The 23,138-nt window shown below is 53.8% G+C and carries 19 protein-coding genes; 13 read left to right on the top strand and 6 right to left on the bottom strand.

Annotation, left to right across the window (positions count from 1 at the left end):
• The first annotated feature begins 93 nt into the window (after positions 1-93).
• Entirely contained in the window at positions 94-972 is an 879-nt protein-coding gene (locus CF651_RS05140) for a radical SAM/SPASM domain-containing protein (protein ID WP_094013822.1), read from the top strand.
• A gap of 321 nt (positions 973-1,293) precedes the next feature.
• Here the strand turns inward: CF651_RS05140 and CF651_RS05135 are convergent, their stop codons facing one another.
• Together CF651_RS05135 and CF651_RS05130 are read right to left on the bottom strand one after the other, a co-directional pair.
• Positions 1,294-2,973, bottom strand: coding sequence for an ABC1 kinase family protein (locus tag CF651_RS05135; protein WP_094013782.1), 1,680 nt, complete (start codon positions 2,971-2,973; stop codon positions 1,294-1,296).
• Positions 2,970-3,314 (bottom strand): phasin family protein, encoded by a 345-nt coding sequence (locus CF651_RS05130; protein ID WP_094013781.1) that lies wholly within the window; start codon positions 3,312-3,314, stop codon positions 2,970-2,972. The genes CF651_RS05135 and CF651_RS05130 overlap by 4 nt, the downstream gene beginning before the upstream one ends.
• A 365-nt stretch (positions 3,315-3,679) precedes the next feature.
• Between CF651_RS05130 and CF651_RS05125 the strand changes: the two genes are divergently transcribed.
• A complete protein-coding gene (locus CF651_RS05125) occupies positions 3,680-4,879 on the top strand; it encodes an MFS transporter (protein WP_094013780.1) in 1,200 nt (399 codons plus the stop codon).
• 192 nt (positions 4,880-5,071) lie between these two features.
• On the opposite strand, the gene CF651_RS05120 is transcribed toward CF651_RS05125, so the two are convergent.
• Positions 5,072-5,515: an Lrp/AsnC family transcriptional regulator gene (locus CF651_RS05120; RefSeq protein ID WP_094013779.1), complete on the bottom strand. Its 444-nt coding sequence runs from the start codon at positions 5,513-5,515 to the stop codon at positions 5,072-5,074.
• A gap of 169 nt (positions 5,516-5,684) precedes the next feature.
• On the opposite strand from CF651_RS05120, the gene CF651_RS05115 reads away from it, so the two are divergent.
• A complete protein-coding gene (locus CF651_RS05115; protein ID WP_094013778.1) occupies positions 5,685-6,851 on the top strand; it encodes a serine hydrolase domain-containing protein in 1,167 nt (388 codons plus the stop codon).
• A gap of 212 nt (positions 6,852-7,063) precedes the next feature.
• Here the strand turns inward: CF651_RS05115 and CF651_RS05110 are convergent, their stop codons facing one another.
• Together CF651_RS05110 and CF651_RS05105 are read right to left on the bottom strand one after the other, a co-directional pair.
• Entirely contained in the window at positions 7,064-7,780 is a 717-nt protein-coding gene (locus CF651_RS05110) for a DUF977 family protein (RefSeq protein ID WP_094013777.1), read from the bottom strand.
• Between the two features lie 2 nt (positions 7,781-7,782).
• Entirely contained in the window at positions 7,783-9,387 is a 1,605-nt protein-coding gene (locus CF651_RS05105) for an ATP-binding protein (RefSeq protein ID WP_094013776.1), read from the bottom strand.
• Positions 9,388-9,650: 263 nt separating this feature from the next.
• Here CF651_RS05105 and CF651_RS05100 point away from each other — a divergent pair, with 263 nt between their 5' ends.
• The 5 genes from CF651_RS05100 to CF651_RS05080 all read left to right on the top strand — a co-directional run bounded on the left by CF651_RS05100 (position 9,651) and on the right by CF651_RS05080 (position 13,810).
• On the top strand, positions 9,651-10,721 hold the full coding sequence (locus CF651_RS05100; RefSeq protein WP_094013775.1) for a Bug family tripartite tricarboxylate transporter substrate binding protein: 1,071 nt from the start codon (positions 9,651-9,653) through the stop codon (positions 10,719-10,721).
• Between the two features lie 14 nt (positions 10,722-10,735).
• Positions 10,736-11,212, top strand: coding sequence for a tripartite tricarboxylate transporter TctB family protein (locus CF651_RS05095; RefSeq protein ID WP_094013774.1), 477 nt, complete (start codon positions 10,736-10,738; stop codon positions 11,210-11,212).
• A 57-nt stretch (positions 11,213-11,269) separates the two neighbouring features.
• Complete coding sequence (locus tag CF651_RS05090) at positions 11,270-12,796, top strand: tripartite tricarboxylate transporter permease (protein ID WP_094013773.1); 1,527 nt, start codon at positions 11,270-11,272, stop codon at positions 12,794-12,796.
• Between the two features lie 3 nt (positions 12,797-12,799).
• Positions 12,800-13,501, top strand: coding sequence for a TerC family protein (locus CF651_RS05085; protein WP_094013772.1), 702 nt, complete (start codon positions 12,800-12,802; stop codon positions 13,499-13,501).
• A 66-nt stretch (positions 13,502-13,567) separates the two neighbouring features.
• A complete protein-coding gene (locus CF651_RS05080) occupies positions 13,568-13,810 on the top strand; it encodes an HPr family phosphocarrier protein (RefSeq protein ID WP_094013771.1) in 243 nt (80 codons plus the stop codon).
• A gap of 146 nt (positions 13,811-13,956) precedes the next feature.
• Here CF651_RS05080 and CF651_RS05075 read toward each other — a convergent pair whose 3' ends face one another.
• On the bottom strand, positions 13,957-15,825 hold the full coding sequence (locus CF651_RS05075; protein ID WP_094013770.1) for a DUF2264 domain-containing protein: 1,869 nt from the start codon (positions 15,823-15,825) through the stop codon (positions 13,957-13,959).
• A 187-nt stretch (positions 15,826-16,012) separates the two neighbouring features.
• On the opposite strand from CF651_RS05075, the gene CF651_RS05070 reads away from it, so the two are divergent.
• The 5 genes from CF651_RS05070 to CF651_RS05050 all read left to right on the top strand — a co-directional run bounded on the left by CF651_RS05070 (position 16,013) and on the right by CF651_RS05050 (position 22,986).
• Positions 16,013-17,563 (top strand): FAD-dependent oxidoreductase, encoded by a 1,551-nt coding sequence (locus CF651_RS05070; RefSeq protein WP_094013821.1) that lies wholly within the window; start codon positions 16,013-16,015, stop codon positions 17,561-17,563.
• Positions 17,564-17,794: 231 nt separating this feature from the next.
• Positions 17,795-18,955 (top strand): type III polyketide synthase, encoded by a 1,161-nt coding sequence (locus CF651_RS05065; protein WP_094013769.1) that lies wholly within the window; start codon positions 17,795-17,797, stop codon positions 18,953-18,955.
• On the top strand, positions 18,948-19,673 hold the full coding sequence (locus tag CF651_RS05060) for a methyltransferase domain-containing protein (protein WP_094013768.1): 726 nt from the start codon (positions 18,948-18,950) through the stop codon (positions 19,671-19,673). Before CF651_RS05065 ends, CF651_RS05060 begins: the two co-directional genes overlap by 8 nt.
• Positions 19,660-20,823 (top strand): NAD(P)/FAD-dependent oxidoreductase, encoded by a 1,164-nt coding sequence (locus tag CF651_RS05055; protein WP_094013767.1) that lies wholly within the window; start codon positions 19,660-19,662, stop codon positions 20,821-20,823. The genes CF651_RS05060 and CF651_RS05055 overlap by 14 nt, the downstream gene beginning before the upstream one ends.
• Positions 20,824-20,844: 21 nt before the next feature.
• On the top strand, positions 20,845-22,986 hold the full coding sequence (locus CF651_RS05050) for an MMPL family transporter (RefSeq protein WP_094013766.1): 2,142 nt from the start codon (positions 20,845-20,847) through the stop codon (positions 22,984-22,986).
• Positions 22,987-23,138 lie beyond the last annotated feature (152 nt).

Genomic DNA, 23,138 nt, shown 5'->3' with positions numbered 1-23,138 from the left:
TAGATAATAGCTTGATTTTATGACATTATAGGATAAGGAAACCCTAGCGGATGACACTTTAGAAAATAGAAGGAACCTGATTATCCTATGACGATGAAAAAATTTAAAAAATTCTATATCGAAATTACGAGCGTGTGCAACTTGGCATGCACCTTTTGCCCCCCGACGAAGCGGAGCTCTACTTTTATTAAGGTGGAGGATTTCACCCGGATTTTGGATGAGGTGAGACCGCACACGGATTATATTTATTATCACGTCAAAGGCGAGCCGCTGCTTCATCCGAAGATCGACCAGCTGCTGGACTTAAGCCATGAGAAAGGCTTTAAGGTGAACCTGACGACGAACGGCACGCTGCTGCCGAAAAACAAGCATAAGCTGCTGGGCAAGCCGGCGCTGCGCCAGATGAATATTTCGCTGCACAGCTTTGACGGGCACCAAGGCTCAACGGATAAAGAAGGCTATGTCAGCCAAGTGCTTGCTTTCGCCAGAGAGGCGTCGGAGCAGCATAACATCATAATATCGCTGCGGCTGTGGAACTTGACGAAGGACAACGCTACGAATGCCGAGCGGATGCGGAACCGGGAAATCTTGTCGATGATCGAGAAGGAGTTCGGTCTTGATTATTTCATTGAGGAGCAGGTCGTGCGCGGCAGCGGCACGAGAATTGCGGACCGGATTTATATTAACCAGGATCATGAATTTCAGTGGCCGGATCTGAAGGAAGAGGAAGACGACGGCAAAGGCTTCTGCCATGCGCTGCGCAATCAGGCTGCGATTTTGTCCAACGGCACGGTCGTTCCGTGCTGCCTCGACGGGGAGGGCGTCATTAATCTGGGTAATATTCATGATAAGCCCTTTGCGGAAATTATCGAAGGGGAACGGGCCACCCGACTGTATGACGGCTTTTCCCGCCGGGAGGTTGTGGAGGAGCTGTGCCGGAAGTGCGATTACAGGAGAAGATTCAGTGTGTAGACACGATTCGGCTGCATAAGAAAAAAGCATAGTGGACGTGTGGAAGCCCCTTGAAAGCTTGAGGCCACTGAAAAACTGGCGGAGTGGACGGAATCGTTCTGTAGAAGCGTAAGCGTTCGCCTTTATCCCCGGATTTTGACCGCGATAAGCGGGCTGAAATTGAGAAAATTTGGGGACAACAGCGTATCAGAAGAATGATCCGTCCATGCAGCCGTAGTTTTTTTAGTGGCCTCGGAAGCTGGAGGGGCTTTTGAACGTGTAGAACAATGATAAGGAGCACTGTACGCGGAAGTGGAAGGCAGCATCCGAATCAGCCGAAGCTTAAAACCGTCCCGATCTAAAGATCGAGTACAGTAAAAACAGAAACATCAGTGTCGCCACGCAAAACCCGATTTCAATGACCGGGAAATCCCACAGCAGGGTCGACTGTCTTCCGAGCGAGGAGCCGATGATCAGCCCGACCATAATGATGCTGAACGCCAGCAGAACGATACTGAACGAGAGCTGGTTGCTGATCCGGTCCATTTTCTTCATCATGGCATCCAGCTCGGTGACAGAGATGTCGAGATGCAGCTTGCCCTTCTTGATGATGCCGAACAGCTCGCGCAGCTTGGACGGCATTTCCGTCAACAGCTCGGCATACTCGCTCAACTGCTGCCAGAGATTGTCCGCGACATGACGCGGATGGAACCGTTCGGCGAACAGCTTGCGTCCGAAGGGCTCTGCAATCTGCACGATGCTGAATGTGGGATCGAGTGCCGTCACGACGCCTTCAAGCGTTAGCAGTGTCTTGGCGAGCAGCGTTAAATCCGAGGGCACTCGAATTTGATGCTCGTACGCGACGTTCAACAAATCGTTCACGGACGCACCCAGACTAATGCGGCTGAGCGGCACGTCATAATATTTGTCCCGCAGCTCGTCGAGATCGCCGCGCAGGGCGTCCATGTCGACGTCCTCCGGGATGATGCCGAGCCCGTCGATGGCTTTAATCAATCCCTCCGTATGGTTGCGGCGAAGCGCAATGACCAGGGAGCCGAAATGATATTTCATCATCGGGGTCAGCCTGCCGATCATGCCGAAATCGATCAGTCCGACCGTTCCATCGGGGAGGATTAGAATATTCCCGGGATGCGGATCGGCATGAAACAGCCCGTCTACAAAAACTTGCTTGAATACGATCTGAGCGATGGTTTCCGCGAGCTGCTTCCTGTCGACGCCGAGTTCTTCCAGCCGGTCGAGCTCGTTTGTCTTCACACCGCCCAGGAAGCCCATCGTCAGTACGGTTTTGCTGGTATAGTCCCAGTAAATCGCCGGAAACCGGATACGGTTATCCTGCTCGAACGCTTTGGCGATCCGCTGTGCATTACGGCCTTCATTCGTATAATCGAGCTCGGAGCGAAGCGATTGGGACAGCTCATATACCATGTCCCTTACCTGGTACTTGGCAGCCCATTCAAGCCGATGTTCGGCAAGGCGGGCCAGGTTGTCCAATATCTCAAGATCCGTCTCCACGACGGAGCGGATGTTTGGGCGCTGAATTTTCACAGCGACCTGCTCACCTGAATGGAGCCGTGCGAGATGGACCTGCCCGATCGAGGCGGCAGCCATCGGGGAGGGCTCGAATTCGGCGAACAGCTGCTCCAGCGGCTCGCCGAATTCATGCTCCAGCACCTCGCAAACCTGCTCAAAGGGGAAAGCGGGCACTTGGTCCTGCAGCTTCACGAGCTCGTCGATAATGTGAGCGGGGAGCAGGTCCGGCCGGGTGCTGGCGATTTGACCGATTTTGACAAAAGTCGGTCCAAGCTCCTCCAGGAACAGGCGGATTCGCTCCCCGAGGGTGCGCGACCGGGCTTCCCGCCGCTCCTGCAGCCCGATACGGGAGCCGGACAGGAGCTCGGGCAGCCCGAGCTCTTTTACCAAAAACCCAAAGCCGTTACGTCCGAACGCTCTTGCAATCTCATGGTACCTCTGAAGGTGCCGGATTCTTCTTCCAAGGCTCATGATTCGCCGGGAGGTAAGCTATCTTGCGCCGCAGGCGATCCTTCCAGCTGCGCCACACGGAGCTCCAGCTCGGCGACGCGATTTTTTAACCGGACGTAGTCCTCCTTGGTGGTGAGATTCATCTCGTGCACCGCTTTATGCAGGTATTCGCGTACCTTGACCTCAAGCGCAGACTGCGCTTCCTGGCCCTTCTTGACCAGCTCGTCGACAAATTGCTGCGATTCCGCTTTGTTCAATTCGCCCTTCTTGATCAACTCATCTACAAACTTCTCGGCTTGCTCCTTGCTGGCAACGGCAAATCCCAATCCAAGCGATACGGCTTTGTCCAGAAAATCTCTCATCACGTCATCACTCCTTGTAAATGGATGTATAGGGCGATTTTACCATATGGCAGGCGAAACACCAAAATGGGCGTTCATGAAGATCCGCTTGCCGATAGTTCCAGGCCATCCATCCTCACAGCGGCAGCTGGATCTCCACCGCACGTCTCAAGCCCGTCGATTACGATTTATCATTAGGCAGCATCTTACGATACTGTCTTTTTTGCCTTTAAAATCATGGAATTTCTATGAAAATAAAAGTATTTTCCTCTTAATTTAATCCATCCTCCTTTAATCATCCATGTAAAGAAGTGTTTTATTTATATAAGCTTATACGGAAGCGAAAGCTTTTTTAAGCGAAAAAAATAAATAAAGGAGATTGTGTCGTGAACTCAAATACTGCTCTTATAGGAAAAGACGGTGCAAATGTGTCGTCTTCCAAACGTCTTCCGTGGTTCGGGCTGCTGGCCTTAGCTATGGCGGGATTCATCTGCATTCTTACGGAAAGCCTGCCTGCTGGTTTACTGCCGCAAATTGCTCGGGATCTTGGGGTCACAGAAGCTCTAGCTGGACAATTGGTCACTCTCTATGCGGTTGGATCTCTTCTGGCAGCCATTCCTTTGACAACGGCTACCCGCGGGTGGAGGCGCCGGCCGCTTCTGCTGCTGTGCATCATCGGCTTTCTTGTATTTAACACCATCACCGCGTTATCTTCGGTTTATGTGCTGACGCTTGTTGCGCGTTTCTTCGCAGGTGTCTCGGCAGGTGTTCTGTGGGGGATAACGGCTGGTTATGCGCGGCGCATGGTGCCTGATTCACTGAAAGGAAGAGCGATGGCCGTAGCCATGGTTGGCACCCCGTTGGCATTGGCACTGGGCGTTCCGCTTGGCACTTTTTTCGGTACCTATACAGGGTGGCGTCTCATTTTCGGAGCTGTATCATTACTGGCTGCAGCCCTTATTGGCTGGGTGCTCTGGAAGGTGCCGGATTATGCTGGCGAGCCTGCCGGTGATCAGCTCCCTTTTCACAAGGTTTTCCTGATTCCCGGTGTACGGCCGATTCTGTTCGTCGTTCTGTCATGGGTACTAGCTCATAATATTTTGTACACTTATATTGCGCCGTATCTTGCGGAAACCGCGTTTGCTCAGCGAGTAGATTTGGTTCTTCTTATTTTCGGAATTACCTCGGTTGTCGGCATTTGGGTGATCGGCATGCTGATTGACCGTTTTCTAAGAATGCTGGTTTTAATCAGCATCACAGGATTTGCTTTGGCTTCTGCAGCCTTGGGAATCGGAATGAATCAACCTGTAATCATCATACTTGGTGTTACGGCGTGGGGGCTTACGTTTGGCGGGGCGGCCACTTTACTGCAAACAGCAATAGCACAAGCTGGGGGAAAAAGCGCAGATATAGCCCAATCGATGCTGGTTACCGCGTGGAATGTGGCCATCGGCGGCGGAGGCATTATCGGCGGGTTTCTTCTCGAACTGCTTGGAGCCAGATTCCTTCCCGGCTCATTAATCATCCTGCTGCTTCCCTCCTTGCTTGCAGCTTGGCTAGCTAAAAAGCATGGCTTTCCTTCCTAAGGAATCCATGAGTATGTTCTGTAGAAGCGTAAGCGTTCGCCTTTGTCCCGGGATTTTGACCGCGATAAGCGGGTTGTAATTGATAAAATCCGGGGACAACAGCGATCGGAAGAAGGATCCGTCCATGCAGCCGTAACTTTTTCAGTGGCCTTCTGCAAGGAGGATTCATTTTTTGGATTATAGAATTACATCTTATGCGAGCAAATTCGTTTCTCCAATGAGATTTTTATATGCAATCGGTGAAGACATTACGATCAGAGTCGTATAGGTTCCGTATTGATCGCACCGGTTTTCAAACTCCTCCAGCTCCTGGGTTGTTTCCGTGAGGACCTTCAATAAATAATTATGCTCTCCGCTTATCCGATAACATTCCGTGACCTCCGGTGATGAACGACAAAAATCAAGGAAAGGATAGCAATTCCGGGTCCGAACAAGCATATAGGCTGTGCATTGCTTACCCACTTTTTGCGAAGAAATGACGGTTCGGTATTCCTCGATAACCCCCTTTTCTTCCATGCATTTTACACGTTCAGTTACGGCTGGCTGAGACAGTCCCACCAGCTTTCCTAAATCTGTCATTGACAATCTCGCCTGGTTCTGCAAATGGAGCAGGATGTTTTTATCGATTTCGTCCAAAAAAATCACTCCTTTAATTTAAAAGTCATTTTCTTTAAATACCTTTATAATCACCGAAAATTTCTTCGAATGACTTGATTGTTTTATGTAAGGATGCAGAAAATATTTATATAATAAACACACTTGCTTTAAATAATCAAGTAAATTACAGCAGGAGAGGATGAGAAGCATGAAAAAAATTGATCTGGAATGGCTGCATAAAAGCGTCGATGAGGTAATTGACCGCACACTTGAGGAAAAAAGGATCGTGGGTACCGTCGTCCAAATTGCATTAGGCGGAAACCTCGTTTACAGCAGGCCTGCTGGTTGGGCCGATCGTGAGCAGAAACGGGCGATGCAGGAAAATGCTTTGTTCAGATATGCTTCGGTAACCAAGCCGGTCGTGTCAACGGCAGCTTTAGTATTAATTTCGCAAGGGAGATTGCAGTTACACGATCGGGTAGAAAAATGGTTGCCCGCCTTTCGTCCCAAACTGCCAAACGGACAGTATGTTCCCATGACCGTTCACCATCTGATGACGCATACCGCAGGCTTAACTTACCGTTTCTTCCAGGAAGAAAAGGGAACTTATGAGCTTGCAGGGGTATCGGACGGCATGGATTTGGCGGGAATTACACTTGAAGAGAATCTGCAAAGACTCGCTTCTGTACCGCTTCTATATGAGCCGGGGAAAATGTGGAGGTATTCCATAGCAACAGACGTGCTCGGAGCGGTCATTGAAAAGGTTACTGAAATGCCGCTTAGTGAAGCTGTACGGATGCTTGTAACTCATCCGCTTTCCATGATGGACACGGATTTCAAGGCCGTGGACATGGATAGATTGACCACAGCTTACGCGGACAGTGCTGGAGAGCCCCGGCGTTTGCACGATTTGGATACCGTTCCTTTCGTGGAGGGGACGGCAGGATTCCTACTTTCACCCAACAGGTTTGCCGATAAGACAGCTTATCCTTCCGGGGGAGCCGGCATGATTGGCAGCGCAGAAGACTTTCTTAAACTGCTGGAAGCTTTGAGACAGGGAGGAAATCCGATTCTGCCAAGGGCTCTTGTCACGGAAATGACAACCAATCAAATTGGTGACCTTGTGATGCCCTATTGGCCGGGGAGAGGCTTTGGACTTGGTTTCACGCTGCTTAAAGACCCAGTGGCTGCCAATACACCGGAATCGCCGGGAACGTGGCGGATGGGCGGCACCTATGGTCACTCCTGGTTTGTTGATCCGAGTGAGGAGCTTAGTGTTGTAGCGTTCACCAATACGGCGCTTGAAGGAATGTCAGGCAGGTTTACAACGGAGCTGTGCGAATCTGTCTACAAGGGTATTCGAGGAGTGAAGTAAAGAGTAAGAACGTTATCTTGAACAAATATTCGGAGTATGCAGACCCATGATGGATATCAGATTACACTAATAAATCAGCCGCAGTCTAGGACTTTATTTTTCCGGTCCAAGGCTGCGGCTGGTTTTACCATATAAGAATTTATAAGTTTCCGATGAATCGGAAAGTCAGTCTATAAACTATATTTTCTTCGGACATCAGCTGCCGGTCAGGGCTATTTCTTATGCCGGTATACCCGCTCGGGCCGTCCCACCACACCGTAGGACAAATCGGCGTAGACGTCTCCAAGGCTGACCAAATGCTCAAGGTAGCGGCGGCCCGTCGAACGGCTGACACCGATAATTTTGGCGATTTGATCCGCCGTCAGTCCGTCCGTTGCATTGGAGATGGCCTGGACAATTTTGACGAGCGTGAGCTTGTCGATACCTTTGGGCAAGTAGGAGGCCTCGCTGTTGGTCTCTTTTTTGGCGGTTCCGGCGAGAAGCCGGTCCACATCGCTTTGGTTAATCGTGCCGCTCTCGTTCAGGCGCGTCAGCTCGCGGTGAAACTCCAGATAACGCAGCAGCGTTTCCTGCAGTCTGTCAAAAATAAGCGGCTTCATGATGTAGTCGAACGCGCCGCTGCGCACCGCTTCGCGAATCGCATCGACCTCCTTGGCTGCCGTAATCATGATCACATCGGTTTCACGGTAATGCTGACGTATGAATTGCAGCAATTCCAAGCCGCTCGCGTTCGGCAAATAAATGTCGAGCAGCACGAGATGCGGTTTCAAAATATCCAGCTGCTCTTTGGCCTGGGCCTCATCCGTCGCAATGCCCACGACTTGGAAGCCGTCCACCTTTTCGACAAACCGCCGGTTGATTTCGGCAATTCTCACATCGTCTTCTACGATCAAGACTTCAACGGTCGGTGCCTTGTTCGATATTCCCATGCTTATTGCTCCTTCTCCATGTGATGCTGATTTTTCGGTATGGCCACGGTGAAGATCGTGCCTCCGCTCGGATTTTTATGAAACGTAATGTAGCCGTTCAGCTTCCCCACGGCGTGCTGGACGAGCGATAGTCCGATGCCACGGTGCTCACCTTCCTTGGTCGAGAACCCTTTGGTAAACACGACGCTGCCCGCCTCGTCCGGAATGCCGATGCCGTTGTCCTCGCATTCAATGATCAAATCCTCCCCCAGATCCGTCAGGAACAGCTTGACGTGGCGATCCGGTGCGGGATCGCAGGCCAGGACGGCATCCATCGCATTATCGATCAGATTCCCGATGATGGTTATGAGCAGGTTGCGGTCAACTTGCTCGGGAATGTCCCGGAACGAGCTTTCGGGATCGATTTCGAACTGCAGCTTTAATTCCTGCGCATGATTATACTTGCCGATGAGCAGACCGCCAAGCATCGGGTCCGGAATTTCACGCATAATGAACTGCACGAAATTTTGATGCACGTCGGCCTCGCGTGAGATCAGCTCGACGGCCTCCTGATACGATTCCAGCTGAATCAAGCCGGAAATGACGTACAGCTTGTTTGAAAATTCATGAGTTTGCGCCCGCAGGGCATCGGCGAACCGTTTCACTTGAGACAATTCCTCGGCCAGGCGAAACAATTCCGATTTGTTGCGGAAGCTGGATACGGCCCCCGTCACCTGAGTATTCATATCCGTTATCGGTACCCGGTTGACGATGACCTCATGGTCGCCAATCAGCATTTCGTGATCGAATTCCGCTTTCCCCGTACGAACGACCTCCAGCAGCCGTGTGTTCGGAATGACTTCTTCAATATGGCGCCCTGTAATGCTCTCATGCTCCGGCAAGCCCAACAGCTGCAGCGCATAGCGGTTGGCCATCGTGATGGTGCCTTTGCGGCTGACGGCGATAATGCCTTCCCGGATCGATTCCAGAATGGCCTGCTTCTCGGTATACAGGGCACCGATTTCTTCGGGCTCCAGGCCATGGATGGAGCGGCGGACGTTCCGGGCGATCAGCACCGCTCCGACCAAACCGACGGCCAGGACGATGAGCGTAATCCATTCGATATTGGACTGATAGCTGTCTGTAATCTGATTGATATCTTCAAGCAAGAATCCGACGGAGATGATACCGACCACCTCGCCGTTGCTTCCGAAGACAGGCGCCTTCCCGCGCAAGGAGGGTCCCATCGAGCCGACGGCCCGGGAAATAATCGATTGCCCCTCAAGGACGGGACCGTTATCCCCGCCGACCATCTCTTTGCCGATCCGATCCGGAATCGGGTGGGAATACCGGATGCCCTCCTTGTTGCCGACAACGATGTATTCGGCGTCGATCTTTTCGCGGATGTGCTCTGCAATAGGCTGGATGATGGCGGACGGATTCGGATCGTCGAACGCCTGCCGGATTTCGGGCATAATGGCCATGGTCTCGGCGACCTTGAGCGCCCGCGTGCCGATTTGATCCTCCAGAACGGACGTGGTGACGTAATAAAATATGCCTCCAAGGCTGACGATGACTAGCGAAAGTAAGGAACAAATGATGAGAATGAGCTTGGTCTGCAGCCGCATTGTCTAGGGCACCCCGCTTATGTGAATCAGTTTGCTGCGGCAAAAGCCGCATGAAGGAATTCATCAAGATTGTAACATAAAGCGCTATCATTATGAGCGGAAGGAGGAGGCATATGCCGTGAACAATATGAACAAAATGCCCACAACCGTTTTAATCCAACTAATTTTGTTAAACTTCTATAAATTTTATTCAGGTGGTATTCTGAAAGCGCTCTAAAGAAAGCGGATACAAAAATAACAGATTATAGATGGAGGGGTTCTCATTGTTTACTCATTTGTTAACTAAGTCCTTGAAAGTGACTTCTATTGGTGTTTTGGCTATCAGCTTGGCAGCCTGTGGCAGTGCCGGCGGCGGCTCCAAGCCTGCTGCATCCGGCGGAGATAAAGGAAAGGAAGCGGGAACAGCCGCATCCGCGAGCAAGTATCCGGAGAAAGCGCTGACGCTCGTAGCTCCTTCAGGCGCCGGCGGCGGATGGGATATGACGGCCCGTACGATTGCCAAAGTGCTGTCTGAAACGAAGGCGGTCGATAAGCCAATGACGGTAGAGAACAAGCCGGGCGGCGGCGGTACGGTGTTCATGGCCGAATATGCGACCAAGGATTCCAAGGACAATTACAAGCTGTTCGTCAACTCGCCGCCGATTTTGATCAATAACTTGAAAAAAGAAGGCAACACGCCTTTCGGCTACAAAGATACGACGCCGCTGGCGCAATTGACCAAAGATTATGGAGCTATCGCGGTGGCCGCTAACTCCAAGTACAACGACTTGAAGTCGCTGCTGAACGACATGAAGGCGGATCCTTCGAAAATTACGGTAGCCGGCGGTTCTGCTCCGGGCTCGATGGATCATCTGGTTTCGATTCTTCCTGCCTTCAAATTCGGCATTGATCCGAAGAAGGTGAAATATTTGTCCTATGATGGAGGCGGCGAAGCGATCACTGCTTTGCTGGGCGGAAATGCCGATGTACTCGGTACGGACGCTTCCTCGTTGGATCAATATTTGAAGGCCGGCAAAATCAAAGTGTTGGCGGTAGCGGCTCCGCAACGTCTCGGCGGAAGCATGAAGGATGTTCCGACGATGAAGGAACAGGGTGTGGATGCAGAGTTCCTGATCTGGCGCGGTGTGTTTGGTCCGAAGGAAATGAGTGCGGATGCGAAAAAGTACTGGGATGAAACCTTGAAGAAAATGGTCGAGTCCGATCAATGGAAGAAAGAAGTTCAAGCGAATAACTGGGAGACTGAATACAAAAAATCGGATGATTTCAAAACGTACCTCGCTTCCCAAGAAACGCAAGTGAAAGACATCTTGACAGCTTTGGGGATGCAGAAATAAGGAGAGGGTCTTCCATGAATAAAACGTTTGACCGTTATGCCGGCATCGTGTTCCTGGCTATTGGCGCAGCGTTCGTGGTCGGGAGCCGAAGCATCTCGACCAGCGCCTACGGCAGCAATGTCGGGGCCAACATTTTTCCGATGGTCCTAGGCGTGTTCCTGGCCTTGATGAGCCTTCGGCTCATTTACGAGACGTTCCGCAAGCAGCAGCAACAGCAGCAGGCCGAAGGCCGCAAGAAGGAAGCGCTGGATTACAAGCGGTTCGGTATCATTTTCGTATCCGCCGTCTTGTACGCTTATTTTCTTGAAGATATCGGCTTTGTCCTTTCGACCTTTTTATTTTTGCTGATCGGCTTTCAAACGATGCAAAGAGGGCGCGTGGGAGCGTCCCTCTTGATCTCGGCCTGCTTCTCCGGGGGCGTATATTATTTGTACGTTTATGTGCTGGATGGTTCTCTTCCGGGCTTCCCGGCTTGGCTCGGCTTATCGTAAGCCCACGTTGTACGAAGTAAGTTTTGCTACCGGCAAGACTCTCAGGAGGTTTAGAAATTGAGCACGTTCGAATATTTACTTCATGGTTTAGGCACAGCGATGCAATGGCACAACTTAGTGTTCGTTTTCTTCGGCGTCTTGATCGGAACGGTTGTCGGTGTCCTGCCGGGCATCGGTCCGATGAGCGGGGTTGCGCTGCTGATTCCGATCACGGCGACAATGACCAGCGGATTAAGCCCCGAAGAAGCGGCCACAAGCTCTATTATTTTGTTGGCCGGGGTTTATTACGGCGCGATGTACGGAGGTTCGACGACCTCTATCCTGCTGAACACGCCGGGTGAATCTTCTTCCGTCGTCACTACATTGGACGGCTACCAAATGGCGAAGCAGGGCAGAGCCGGAGCGGCGCTGGCGATTTCGGCCATCGGGTCGTTCGCGGCGGGGATTGTCTCTTTGATCGGACTCATTTTCCTGGCGCGTCCGTTATCCGCTATTGCGATCAAATTCGGACCTGCGGAATATTTTTCACTGATGGTGCTTGGACTGCTCGCGATCAGCGGCTTGGCCGGCAAATCGATGGTCAAGGCATTGATGATGACGGCGTTCGGCTTGCTGCTCGCCACCATCGGGATCGATAGCGTATCGGGTGTAGGAAGATTTACCTTCGATATTCCTGAGTTGTACCAGGGTCTCGAGTTTTTGACGGTCGCTGTCGGAACCTTCGCGGTAGGCGAAGTGTTCAAGACCATTTTGGAAAAAGAAAGCAATGACGGCGAGATTGCCAAGATCCATCGCATTCTCCCGACGAAGAAGGATTTGAAGGACAGCGCAGCGCCGATCGCCCGCGGTTCCGTGCTTGGATTTTTTATTGGGCTTTTGCCTGGCGCAGGTGCCATTCTTGCTTCCTTCTTTGCATATATTGTGGAGAAGAAGCTGAGCAAAAATCCGGAAAAGTTCGGTAAAGGCGCTATTGAAGGCGTGGCTTCGCCCGAATCGGCGAACAACGCGGCTTCCGGCGGAGCGATGATTCCGCTGCTCAGTCTCGGTATTCCGTCCTCCGGGACAACGGCGATTCTGATGGGGGCTTTCATTATGTACAATGTGCAGCCGGGTCCATTGCTGTTCCAGGATCACCCGCAGCTGGCCTGGGGAGTTATCGCGAGTATGTTCGTCGGCAACCTGATGCTGCTTATTCTCAACATGCCGCTGGTCAAAGTGTTCGCCAAGGTCATCGAGACACCGACAAAATATTTGATTCCGCTCATTATCGTGTTCTCGGTATTCGGTGTATATGCCGTGCAGTATTCAACCTTTGACCTGCTGCTGATTATGGGCTGCGGCATCGTCGGCTACGTTCTCGCCAAAAACGATTTCCCGCTGGCACCGCTTGTCTTGGGACTAATTCTCGGTCCGATGATGGAGAACAACATGCGCCGAGCTCTGACGATCTCCAACGGCGATTTCATGATTTTCCTGCAAAAGCCCGTTTCGCTCGTGTTCCTGATCATCGGCGTATTGTGGATTACGATCCCGCTCATTCTCAAAATGAGAGGCAAAAACGTGCTGGTTAACGAGGAAGGATAAACGATGGACATCGAATGGCTGTTCGTAGGACTTGTCAAAATTATACTCATTAATATTGTACTGAGCGGTGACAACGCAGTTGTCATCGCTCTGGCCTGCCGCAACCTGCCTCAAGAGCAGCAGAAAAAGGCGATCTTTTTCGGCAGCTTCGGTGCGATCGTGCTGCGTGTTGTCTTAACCTTTGCAGCCGTATGGCTGCTGCAGATTCCTTTTGTTCAGTTCGCCGGAGGGATTCTGCTTCTGTGGATTGCCTTCAAGCTGATGAAGAACGAGGAGGACGAGGGCAAGCTGGAATCGAGCTCTCATCTGGGTGCGGCGATCAAGACGATTATGATTGCCGACCTGGTCATGAGCCTGGATAATGTACTGGCTGTAGCGGGTGCGGCCGGAGGCAATTATGTATTGATCGGTCTGGGCCTTGCCTTCAGTATTCCGCTGATCATCTGGGGCAGCAAGCTGCTGATGACCTTGATGAACCGGTTTCGCTTTATCATCCTGCTTGGCGTAGGCTTGCTCGGCTACACGGCCGGGGAAATGATCCTGGGCGACAGTCAAATTTCGCAGCTGACGGAATCGATGCATCCGGTGCTTCATACCGGAATCCCGGTGGTGCTGGGTGTGATGGTAATGATTCTCGGGAAAATCATCGAGAAGAAGCAGAGGGAGCAGCAGGTACAGGGCGAATGGGAGCATTCGTCTTTATAAAAAAATGGGCGTTTCCGTCCGGTGAGGAATGAGGAAAGGGAAAGCCTGATATAAGGAGATAGAAGCATGAGCGGATTGCCGACAAGAGTCATCGTAGAAATTAATCAGGCAGCCAACCAATTTCAATCGAGCATTGTTTTGAAGGTGGACAACCGGCACATTGATGTGAAAAGTATACTGGGCCTAAGTATTACGCTGCTCAGTAATCAGCAATACGAGCTGCAAATCCATGGTCCGGACGAGGCGGAGGCCCGTTCCGTGATGGTGGAGCTGTTCCGTAAGCATGAGCTTTCGGTCACCCTGATATGAAGAAAAAAAGCTTAGCTGGCGCAAGTGCCTGCTAAGCTTTTTTGTGCGTTGATATGAAAGTATAAGGTTCTCAACCCTCGTCTGCCTTGTCAAACGCATGCCACCTTGAACGACGGCGAAGCCGCGTATCCTTATTGGAAAATGAATTACAGCTTGATCCTGAAGGCAGGCTCGTCAGTTAGTCCAGCCGTAATAACCAGCTCCTCGCCGTCCTTGCGGAGCTGAGGGCAGTCGTTCCAACGGTTTTGCTCTGTGCTGCCTTCTCCGGCAGGCTCGCCATACACCGCTGTCACGAGCCAGTGCGAGCCCGGCTCAAACTGCGTGGTAACGGTCGGAATGACCGTACGGGGATGCATCAGATTCGTATTGGAATGAGGCTGGATCGACTCGATCCGTCCCGCACCGTACAATAATCGGATCCCGCTGGATCCGAGCAGATTGGAGACCCGCAGAGCCTCGTCCGCCTGCTCCATGTGTAATTCACCGGTGCCGGCTCGGCCTTGGTCCACACCTAGAGCGAAGCCGCCATCTGCAGCCTGCAGGCGACGATGGGATTGGATGTGATGAATCCGCACATGCCATGGCGTACCCGGAAGCAGCCAGGTGCGAACCTCGACATCATGCCAGGGCTTCCAGCAGGTGTACAGGCATCCGTTTTCGTCGATGGACGTCTCCTCGCACCGACGCTTCACCCGATACAGATTGTCCCCTTCGGAAAGCGCGAGCATGGAATCGAAGGCTCCCTGCGCGAGTCCCCATTCAGCCCGAGGCACACTAAAGCCGAACAACGTCGAGTAAACGAATTTCTCATATTTGGCCGACGTATGCGTGTGCTCATTTGAAGACGCGTGACCGGTATTAAACGCAAGCACATGGGCGCTTGCCTCATCCCGGCACAGCACCAGATGGGCGGGCCGCTGAATATTCAGCTTGTCCAACTGCGGAAGAGGAAGCTCCTCTGCCTGCCAAAACGGGTGCTCATCCGGGAGGGCGAGCGGAAGGAACGTTTTCATCGCCCAGTAGGGCGAGCCTGGGGCATTGTAATTTTCGGCCATAATCAGATTCGGATAGGCGTACCCGATCGTCAGCGTCCCATCTGCTTGAAAGATCGGCTGCTGGAACCACCAGCGAAGGTTGCGCAGAATCAATCCTTTCATGACGCCGGGAGGGAAGGGCTCTACGCCGGCATACACAAGGGCGCTCCAGAAAGCAGATTGGGAAAAGCGGTAAGCCAGGCTCCGCCCGTAAGGCAGAGCCGAGCCGTCCTCGGCGAACCAGTGAATGAACGAGCCGGCAAACGAAGCGGCGCGTTCTTTATACAAGCTGGAGCGATGCGGATCCTCCGTCTCCATGAGCTTCGCATACAGCAATCCGTAATAGTGCAGCGCGAAAGGAACGTAGTAATCGCTGTGCCCGTTGATGCCGTCGGCATACCAGCCATCGGCCAGATAGAAGCGTTCGATTTCGTCGAGCGTCTGCTCGGTGGCTTCCCGGTCATAGGGCAGCCCTGCCTTTTTGAAGCCCATTTGAACCATCACCCGGAAAAACAGCCAATTGCAATCCCAAAGCTTGCGGCTTGTAATTTGATTCAGCCATGCAAAAAGACGCTGAAATTCCGCTTCCGTAAGCTCCTCCTTCAGCTTGTCCGAAAGCAGCGCCAAAGCAAAGCCGAAGGCGGCCATTTCCACAGCTTTCTGATCGTAATCGATGACCTCTCCCCAATATTCGTCGTGCTCAGGGTTCGTCCCATTTCTGATCCCCTGTACGTACAGCGGCCATAAATCGGAGGAGCCTCCTCCGGCAAGCGCCGGAATCAGTCCCCACAGCACGCGGGAGAAGCCTTCCATCCCGGCCGTTTTGTCCGGGTAGCTCGCTCCTGTCCAGCCGACATAGAGATGTGCGCGGCCCTCGCTGTAATAAGGCAGTAAAGGCTCGCTAAGCTGCTGAAATGCAAGGAGCAGCTCTTGTTTGGTTTGAAGCAAGTTGTGAGTTACAGGCAAATTCCACTGATTCATGATGTAAAGCCTCCATTGGGCAAAATGATTTTTTCATTATACATCGTTTGGCATGGAAAAAACGGATTTCGGTACAACAAGTCAAAATAGGATGAAAGGAAATCAAAATAGCGTTAAAGCTTTGGATAAACGGAGCGAGCGCTGGTTATATTATGCAAATCATGAAATGAATGAAGGAGAAAGCAAGATGACACAACCACAGAATACTACGTCCGAGCTTCCTGTTGTTCCGCAATCATACTGGCTGGCTTCGACTGAAATTTCGGACTTTCCGGCACTTTCGGAGGATATCCATACGGAGGTGGCCGTGGTCGGTGCCGGCATGACCGGTATTGTCACCGCTTATCTATTGGCCAAACGCGGGGTTCAGGTTGCGCTGCTGGAAGCGGGGCATCTGCTGACCGGTACGACAGGGCATACGACAGCCAAAATTACGGCCCAGCACGATTTGATCTATGATGAATTCCTGTCCCATTTCGGCGAGGAGCAGACCCGGTTTTATTACGAGGCCAACATCGAAGCGCTTGAGTGGATCAAGGGCACGATCCGGGAGCACGGCATTTCGTGCGAGCTTTCCGAGGAGGACGCCTACATTTATGCGGCTTCAGAGGCGGATCAGGCGAAGATTGTCAAGGAGGCCGAAGCCTACCGAAGGCTAGGGATTCCCGGCTCCTACGTTGAGCAAATCCAGCTGCCTTATCCGACCAAAGGCGCCGTCGTGATGCATCATCAGGCGCAGTATCACCCGCTAGCTTTTCTTACGGTACTGGTGGAGGAGCTCAAGCGAAGAGGGGTTCGCATCTATGAGCAGACGGAAGCGATGACCGTAGAGGAAGGAAGCCATCCGGTCGTGGTCACCCGTCAGGGACATAAGGTTCATGCCAAGCATGTCGTTTCGAGTACACATTATCCGTTCTACGGGGCAGGCGGGTTTTATTTTGCAAGAATGCATCCGGAACGGTCGTATGCCATAGCCGTGAAAGCGAGTGCGGCCCTGCCCAAAGGGATGTATCTCAGCGCTGGAGACCCGAAGCGATCTTTGCGGACGGTCAAGGTGAACGGCGAAGATTTCCTGATCCTTGGCGGGGAGAATCACCAGACAGGCCAAGGGATCTGTACGATCAAGCACTATGAGGCGCTGCAATCGTTCGGGGAGCAGCATTTTGGCATTCGGGAAATCGGTTACCGTTGGTCGGCGCAGGATTTGATCACGTTGGACAAGCTTCCTTATATCGGTCCCGCGGCTTCGGACACTCCGAACATTTTTATTGCAACGGGGTACAAAAAGTGGGGGATGACGACGAGCGTTGCGGCGGCCTTGCTGCTCGATAAACAAATCTCCGGGATCGCAAGCCCATATACCGACCTGTTTCGTCCGTCCCGGTTTCATGCCGACCCGAGCCTGCGCAACTTTGCAGTTGAGAACGCGGATGTGGCCAAGCATTTGATCCAGGGAAAGCTGGAGATGGTGAGCCGAGACCCGGCAGAGCTGGGCAAAGACGAGGGGGCCGTCGTGAGGGTGAACGGGAAAAGAGCGGGGGCTTACCGGGACTCGCACGGGCAGCTGCATTTGGTCGATACGACATGCACCCATATGGGCTGCGAGGTGGAATGGAACGACGGGGAGAGGACCTGGGATTGCCCGTGTCACGGATCGAGATACTCGTATCAGGGGGAAGTACTGGAGGGACCCGCCAAAAAGCCTCTGGCCACGATACGGGAAGCCAGCAAGGTATAAAAGAAGAAACTTGAGAAGCAGCTCTTTTGCCTACCTTCAGGGAAAGAGCTGTTTTTTTTCAGCGAGTCCCGCTGTTCCTTGGAATGAATGATATGCTGCTGCATGCACAGGGGAGGCCGCTGCTCCTTGTATTCATATCCTGACAGGACAAGGAATACACTTGTCTTAACCGCCATTCTTTTGTTGTGTCTCAAGAGGAAGGCCAGTTGGATGAAGAGGGGGGAGCTAACCATGGAAATTGGAGCCGGAAGAGCGGCTATAATAGGAATAGGTACGGCCTTACCGCCTTTCCGTATGGATCAGGGCGAAACGGCGGCACGAATCGCCGAAGCGCTGCAGGAGCACCCGGATTCGATGCGGTGGGCCAAACGGATCTTCAAGCAGTGCGGGGTCGACTCCCGCTATACCTGCTTGCCGGAGCTTTTGGAGCCGGCGGCGGGCTGCCGCTACTCACCCGGTACGCCGGCAGATGCCGTGCCGACGACGGCCGAGCGCATGGCCGTATACCGCCGCGAAGCCGTGCCGCTGGGCCTGGAAGCGGCACGCAGCGCCTTGGCGGATGCGGGCGTGGAGCCAGCCGGCATCACCCATTTGATCACGGTGAGCTGCACGGGGCAGTTTCTTCCCGGGCTGGACGCCGTGATCACCGAGAGCTTGGGACTGTCTCGCCGTGTGCAGCGTATCCCGTTTAATTTTCTCGGATGCGCTGCAGGGCTGAAGGGGGTCTGCCTGGCGCAGCACTTGATAAGGCTGGATTCCGCTGCCAGGGTGCTTGTTGTCTGTGTGGAATTATGTACGCTGCATATGCAATCGTCCGCGAAGCGGGAGGATCTGTATGCCGCTTCCTTTTTCGGGGACGGGGCATCCGCATGCGTCGTAGCCGGCTCCAGCGGCAGCAAGGCTGACCGAAGCATGTTTCTGCTAGGGGACGACCGTTCCGTTCTGATGCCCGAGTATGCCGAGGAGATGGTATGGGAGGTCGGCAACCATGGCTTTAACTTGTATTTGTCACCGTCAATTCCCCGTCGGATCGAAGAGCTGATTCCGCCTCAAATTGAGGGTTGGTTCGCGGACGAGCCGCTGCCGAAGCTGTGGGCCATCCATCCGGGAGGCAAAGGCATCGTCGATGCCGTTCAGGCGAGCTTCGGGCTGTCGGATGAACAGGTGGATCCGAGCCGAACCGTGCTGATGCGGTACGGTAATTTGTCCTCAGCCACGATCCTCTTCGTGCTGCAGCAAATGCGCAGTCAGTTGATAGAGAGAGACATTCGGGCGGAAGAAGGGATCGCAATGGCGTTCGGGCCGGGGCTTACAGCGGAGCTGCTCCGGTTTCGCTACGTATCCGGCGAAGCCGTGGTGCCGGAAGAGAGGGTCGAGGACGCCTATGTTTGAATCGGCGCTGAAGGATAGATCGGTACGTCCCGAGCTGATGGACGATTTCTCGTCAGGGGGGCCGGAGCTGACGGAGGCGCTGCGTCAGCTTCGGAGATTAAACAGGCTATTCGCTGCGGCCGCACCGACACTGCATGGAGTCAGACTGCTGTGGGCAAGGGCCGGCAAGCCCCGGAAGCTGACCGTTCTCGATGTCGGCTCCGGCTCCGGGGACGTGAACCGCAAGCTGCTCCGGTGGGCGGACGGCTTAGGTTTTGACCTCACCATCGTATTGGTAGATAAAACGAAGGAAGCTTGTGCAGAGGCGAAGCTGTATTACGCGGACGAACCGCGGGTGCAGGTGGCCTGCGGCGATTTGTATGCGTTGGACGCCGGTTCGGCGGACATCGTTACAGCAACGCAGCTTGCGCATCATTTCGAGGCGGGGGAGCTGGTCGGTGCCGTCGAAGCTATGCGCAGAGCCTCCCGGCTCGGCGTCGTGCTCGGCGATATTCACCGCCATTGGCTGGCGTGGTCCGCAGTCTGGGTCGTGACGCACTTGATGTCCAGAAACCGGTATATCCGTCACGACGGACCGTTGTCTGTAGCCAAAGGATTTACCGGAGCCGACTGGCAGCAGCTTCGGGATGCTTTGCAGGCCGATTTTTTTTATTGGTCCTGGAGACCGATGTTTCGATATTCGGTCGTGATCGGAGCTGAAGACGATGCGCATACATGACATCGCGGTCATCGGCGCAGGGCTGGCCGGCAGCAGTCTGGCAAAAGCGATGGCCGATCTGGGGTGGCGGACCGTGCTTGTCGATCGTCAGACGTTCCCCCGCCATAAAGTATGCGGGGAGTTTTTGTCCCCGGAATCTCAAGGGATACTGGACGAGCTGGGTCTGCTTGAAGCGGTGCAAGAGCTTCAACCGCGAAGCGTTGAGCAAGCCAGTCTCGTCCTGCGTGGAGGCACACGTTTGGATATTCCACTGCCGGGCGCCGGGCTTGGCGTAAGCCGCCTCGTTCTGGACACCGCGCTGCACCGGGCGGCCTCGCAGGCGGGGGTCGAGGTGCTGACGGGAACGACCGTCACCTCGATGACCCCCCTGCATGGCGTGGGGGTTGAGCTGGAAACAAGACAGGGAGGCCAAACGAGGAGAATGCAGGCGAGGGCCGTGGTTGCCGCCTGGGGGACGAATCCGCGGATGGGATCCTCGTCTTTATCTTCTTCGCGGAGCATGAATTCAAGACAGGGTGCTGTCTATGTCGGTGTCAAATCCCATTTTACCGGAACGGCGGCAGACCCTGCTGTGGAGCTGTATTTTGTCCCTGGCGGCTATGTAGGCATCTCTCCTGTTGCGGAAGGGAAGCTGAACGTATGCGCGCTGTTGAAGCAGGATAGGCTCCCGGAGGAGGACAAGGACAAGTCCATCCTCGGCATATTGATGCACGCGGGAAGATACAGTCCTCCGCTTAAGGAGAGGCTCTTCGGCGCGGTTCCGGTTCCAGGCACCCAGGCTGCGGTCGCCCCGATCCGCCTCAGCCGCAGGCCGGTCCCATGGGGGGATTGCGCTCACGTAGGGGATGCTGCACTGATGGTGCCGCCGCTTTGCGGTGACGGCATGTCGATGGCGCTGCGCTCCGCTTTGCTTTGCGCCAAGCTTGCCGATGGGTATCTGGGCGGACGGCTCACCCTGGATGAATGGAGGCAAATGTATACCCTGTCGATGAAGCGGGAATGCAGCGGTCCTCTGCGATGGGGACGCATTCTTCATACGGTGGGAGATATGCCGCTGCTGTCGGGCTGGTTGATGCGGACGGCGAAATGGGCGCCGCAGCTGGTGCAGCGTCTGGTTCATGCAACCCGTCTGAAAGATACCGGCCGTTAGGCGGCGGAGTGGAGGATGAGCATGGGGTTCCGGTGGTTAACCTTCATTTCCCTTCGCTATCCAAGAACGATCCTGTTGTTATGGATCGCTTTTTTCATTGGGTTCGGTTTCCATGCATGGAAGCTTCCTGACGTCTTGAAAGACCATGGCTTAACCCCAACAGGTGGGGATTATGCCTATGTAGAGAAGACGATGTCGGCGGATTTTCGAATGTCCCATAGCCCGGTTATCGTCATGTTCGAGAAAAAGCGGACCGTCTCCGATGCGGTCTTCCGGCAGCACATTGCACAGACATTGACCCAAGCTGCAGACATCAAGGGATTGTCTGCCATTCAATCTCCGCTTGAGCAGCAGGGCATGCTGGCCGGCCGTTACGCCTACGCGCTGCTTTCCTTTGAGCAGAAGCCGTATCAAATGAAGCCGGTGCTCAAAGCGTTGCAGCAAAAACTGCCCCCGTCGCCGGACATAGCCGTGACCCTGACAGGCCAAGCTGTCGTTCAGGAGGAAGTGAACCGGTCCAGCGAGCATGATTTAAAGCAAGCGGAGCTGATCGGGCTTCCGGTGGCATTTTTGATATTATGGTTCGCTTTCGGGGGGCTGCGGGCTGCTGCGATTCCTGTCGTTACAGGGGTTGCAGCCGTTGCGGGAACGATGGGGATCATGTATGGAATAGGGACCCGGGTGGAGCTTTCTCATTTTGTCCTGAACGTTATACCGATGGCAGGGCTGGCGCTCGGTATTGATTTCGCTTTGATGATGGTCAGCCGGTTTCGTGAGGAGCTGCGCCGTGCGCCGGCCATGGTGAACCAAGCGATGGCCATGACGATGCGGACGGCAGGCAAGGCGGTAGCGGTGTCCGCCTGCTGTGTTATGCTGGGGCTGGTCGGCCTGCTATGGATACCGCTGCCTATCTTTACAACGGTTGCGTTAGGGGCTATGGTTGTGACCGCCCTGTCTGCGCTGATCGCGCTGACCCTTCTTCCTTCGCTGCTGGTGCTGCTCGGCCCGGTGCTTGAAGCAGAGCTGCGCCGGCGGCCCGTGGAGCGGAGCAAGAAGCATTGGGCGATCTGGGCCGACTTCGTCATGCGGCGCCCCAAATGCATATTGGCGATGGCCTGCCTGCTGCTGCTCGCTTGCTTGCTTCCCTTGGCCCGGATGGAGCTGGCTATTCCCGATGCCTCATCCTTACCTGACAGGAGCGTATCCCGACAGGCGATGGAGGCCTTTCAAAAGAACTTTCAGCCCCCGGAATCGTCTCGGGTCTATGTGCTTGCAGAGACGGCTTCAGGGCAGGCCTTGGAGCCGCGGCATTGGCGGGAGGCTTACGCTTTCGTGCAGCGGCTGGAGCGAGACCCCGGGGTGCTCCGGGTGGACTCGGTGTTCTCATCCCTCGGCATGCTGAAGTCGAAGCAGCTTGCAGTGCTTGCCTCCGGTCCGCAGCACCAGCAGGCCATTGCGCCTTATGTTCCGCCTCACCGGATGCTCATTCAAGTAACGCTGCAGGGAAAGCCGGATTCCAAGGCAGCAATGGCGTGGGTGCGAGACGGGCCCTATGAGATGAACGGCTCCGCGTTGACTTACCGATTGGGCGGAGAGGTTAAATACCAGCAGGAAATATTCGATGCGATAACAGGTCATGCGGGCAGTGTGCTTTTATTTATCATCATCGGCAATTATATGGTTCTGTTCCTCGCTTTTCGTTCGGTCCTTCTCCCGATCAAAGCCTTAATGATGAATTTTCTCAGCCTGGGAGCCGCCTTCGGCGTGCTGACATGGATTTTTCAGCAGGAGCTGCCCGGCCTGGAGCCCGGTAGAATCGCCGTGATGATTCCTATATTTATATTCGGCCTGGTATTCGGAATCAGCATGGATTACGGTGTGTTTTTGCTGGCGCGCATGGCGGAGGCTTACCGGCAAACCGGCGATAATGACCTCGCAGTCCGCGAGGGCCTTGTATCGACCAGCCGGATCATCACATCGGCGGCGGCCATGATGATAGCTGTTACCGTCCCTTTTGCCTTCGGCGACGTGATCGGTGTGAGGCAGCTGGGGATCGGCATTGCCACTGCCATCATGATCGACGCTACGCTGATCCGGCTGATGGTGGTGCCGTCTTTGATGAAGCTGCTCGGGCAATGGAACTGGTGGGTGCCGAAAGGTTAAGGCTGTTTGTTGGGCGCAATAGGGCATGGCAGCCTGGAATTCTCTATTCTTCATCAGACCTTCATCATAATTTCATCGGATCTTCATTCAAACTTTGCGCTGAAGCGTTATGATACTCCTATAAGAAATCATATCAATTGAGCGATAAGTAA

The organism is Paenibacillus rigui, assembly GCF_002234615.1.
Lineage (GTDB): Bacteria > Bacillota > Bacilli > Paenibacillales > NBRC-103111 > Paenibacillus_S > Paenibacillus_S rigui.
Note: the sequence above shows the minus strand (reverse complement) of the source record. Positions and strands in the feature narration are given on the sequence as shown.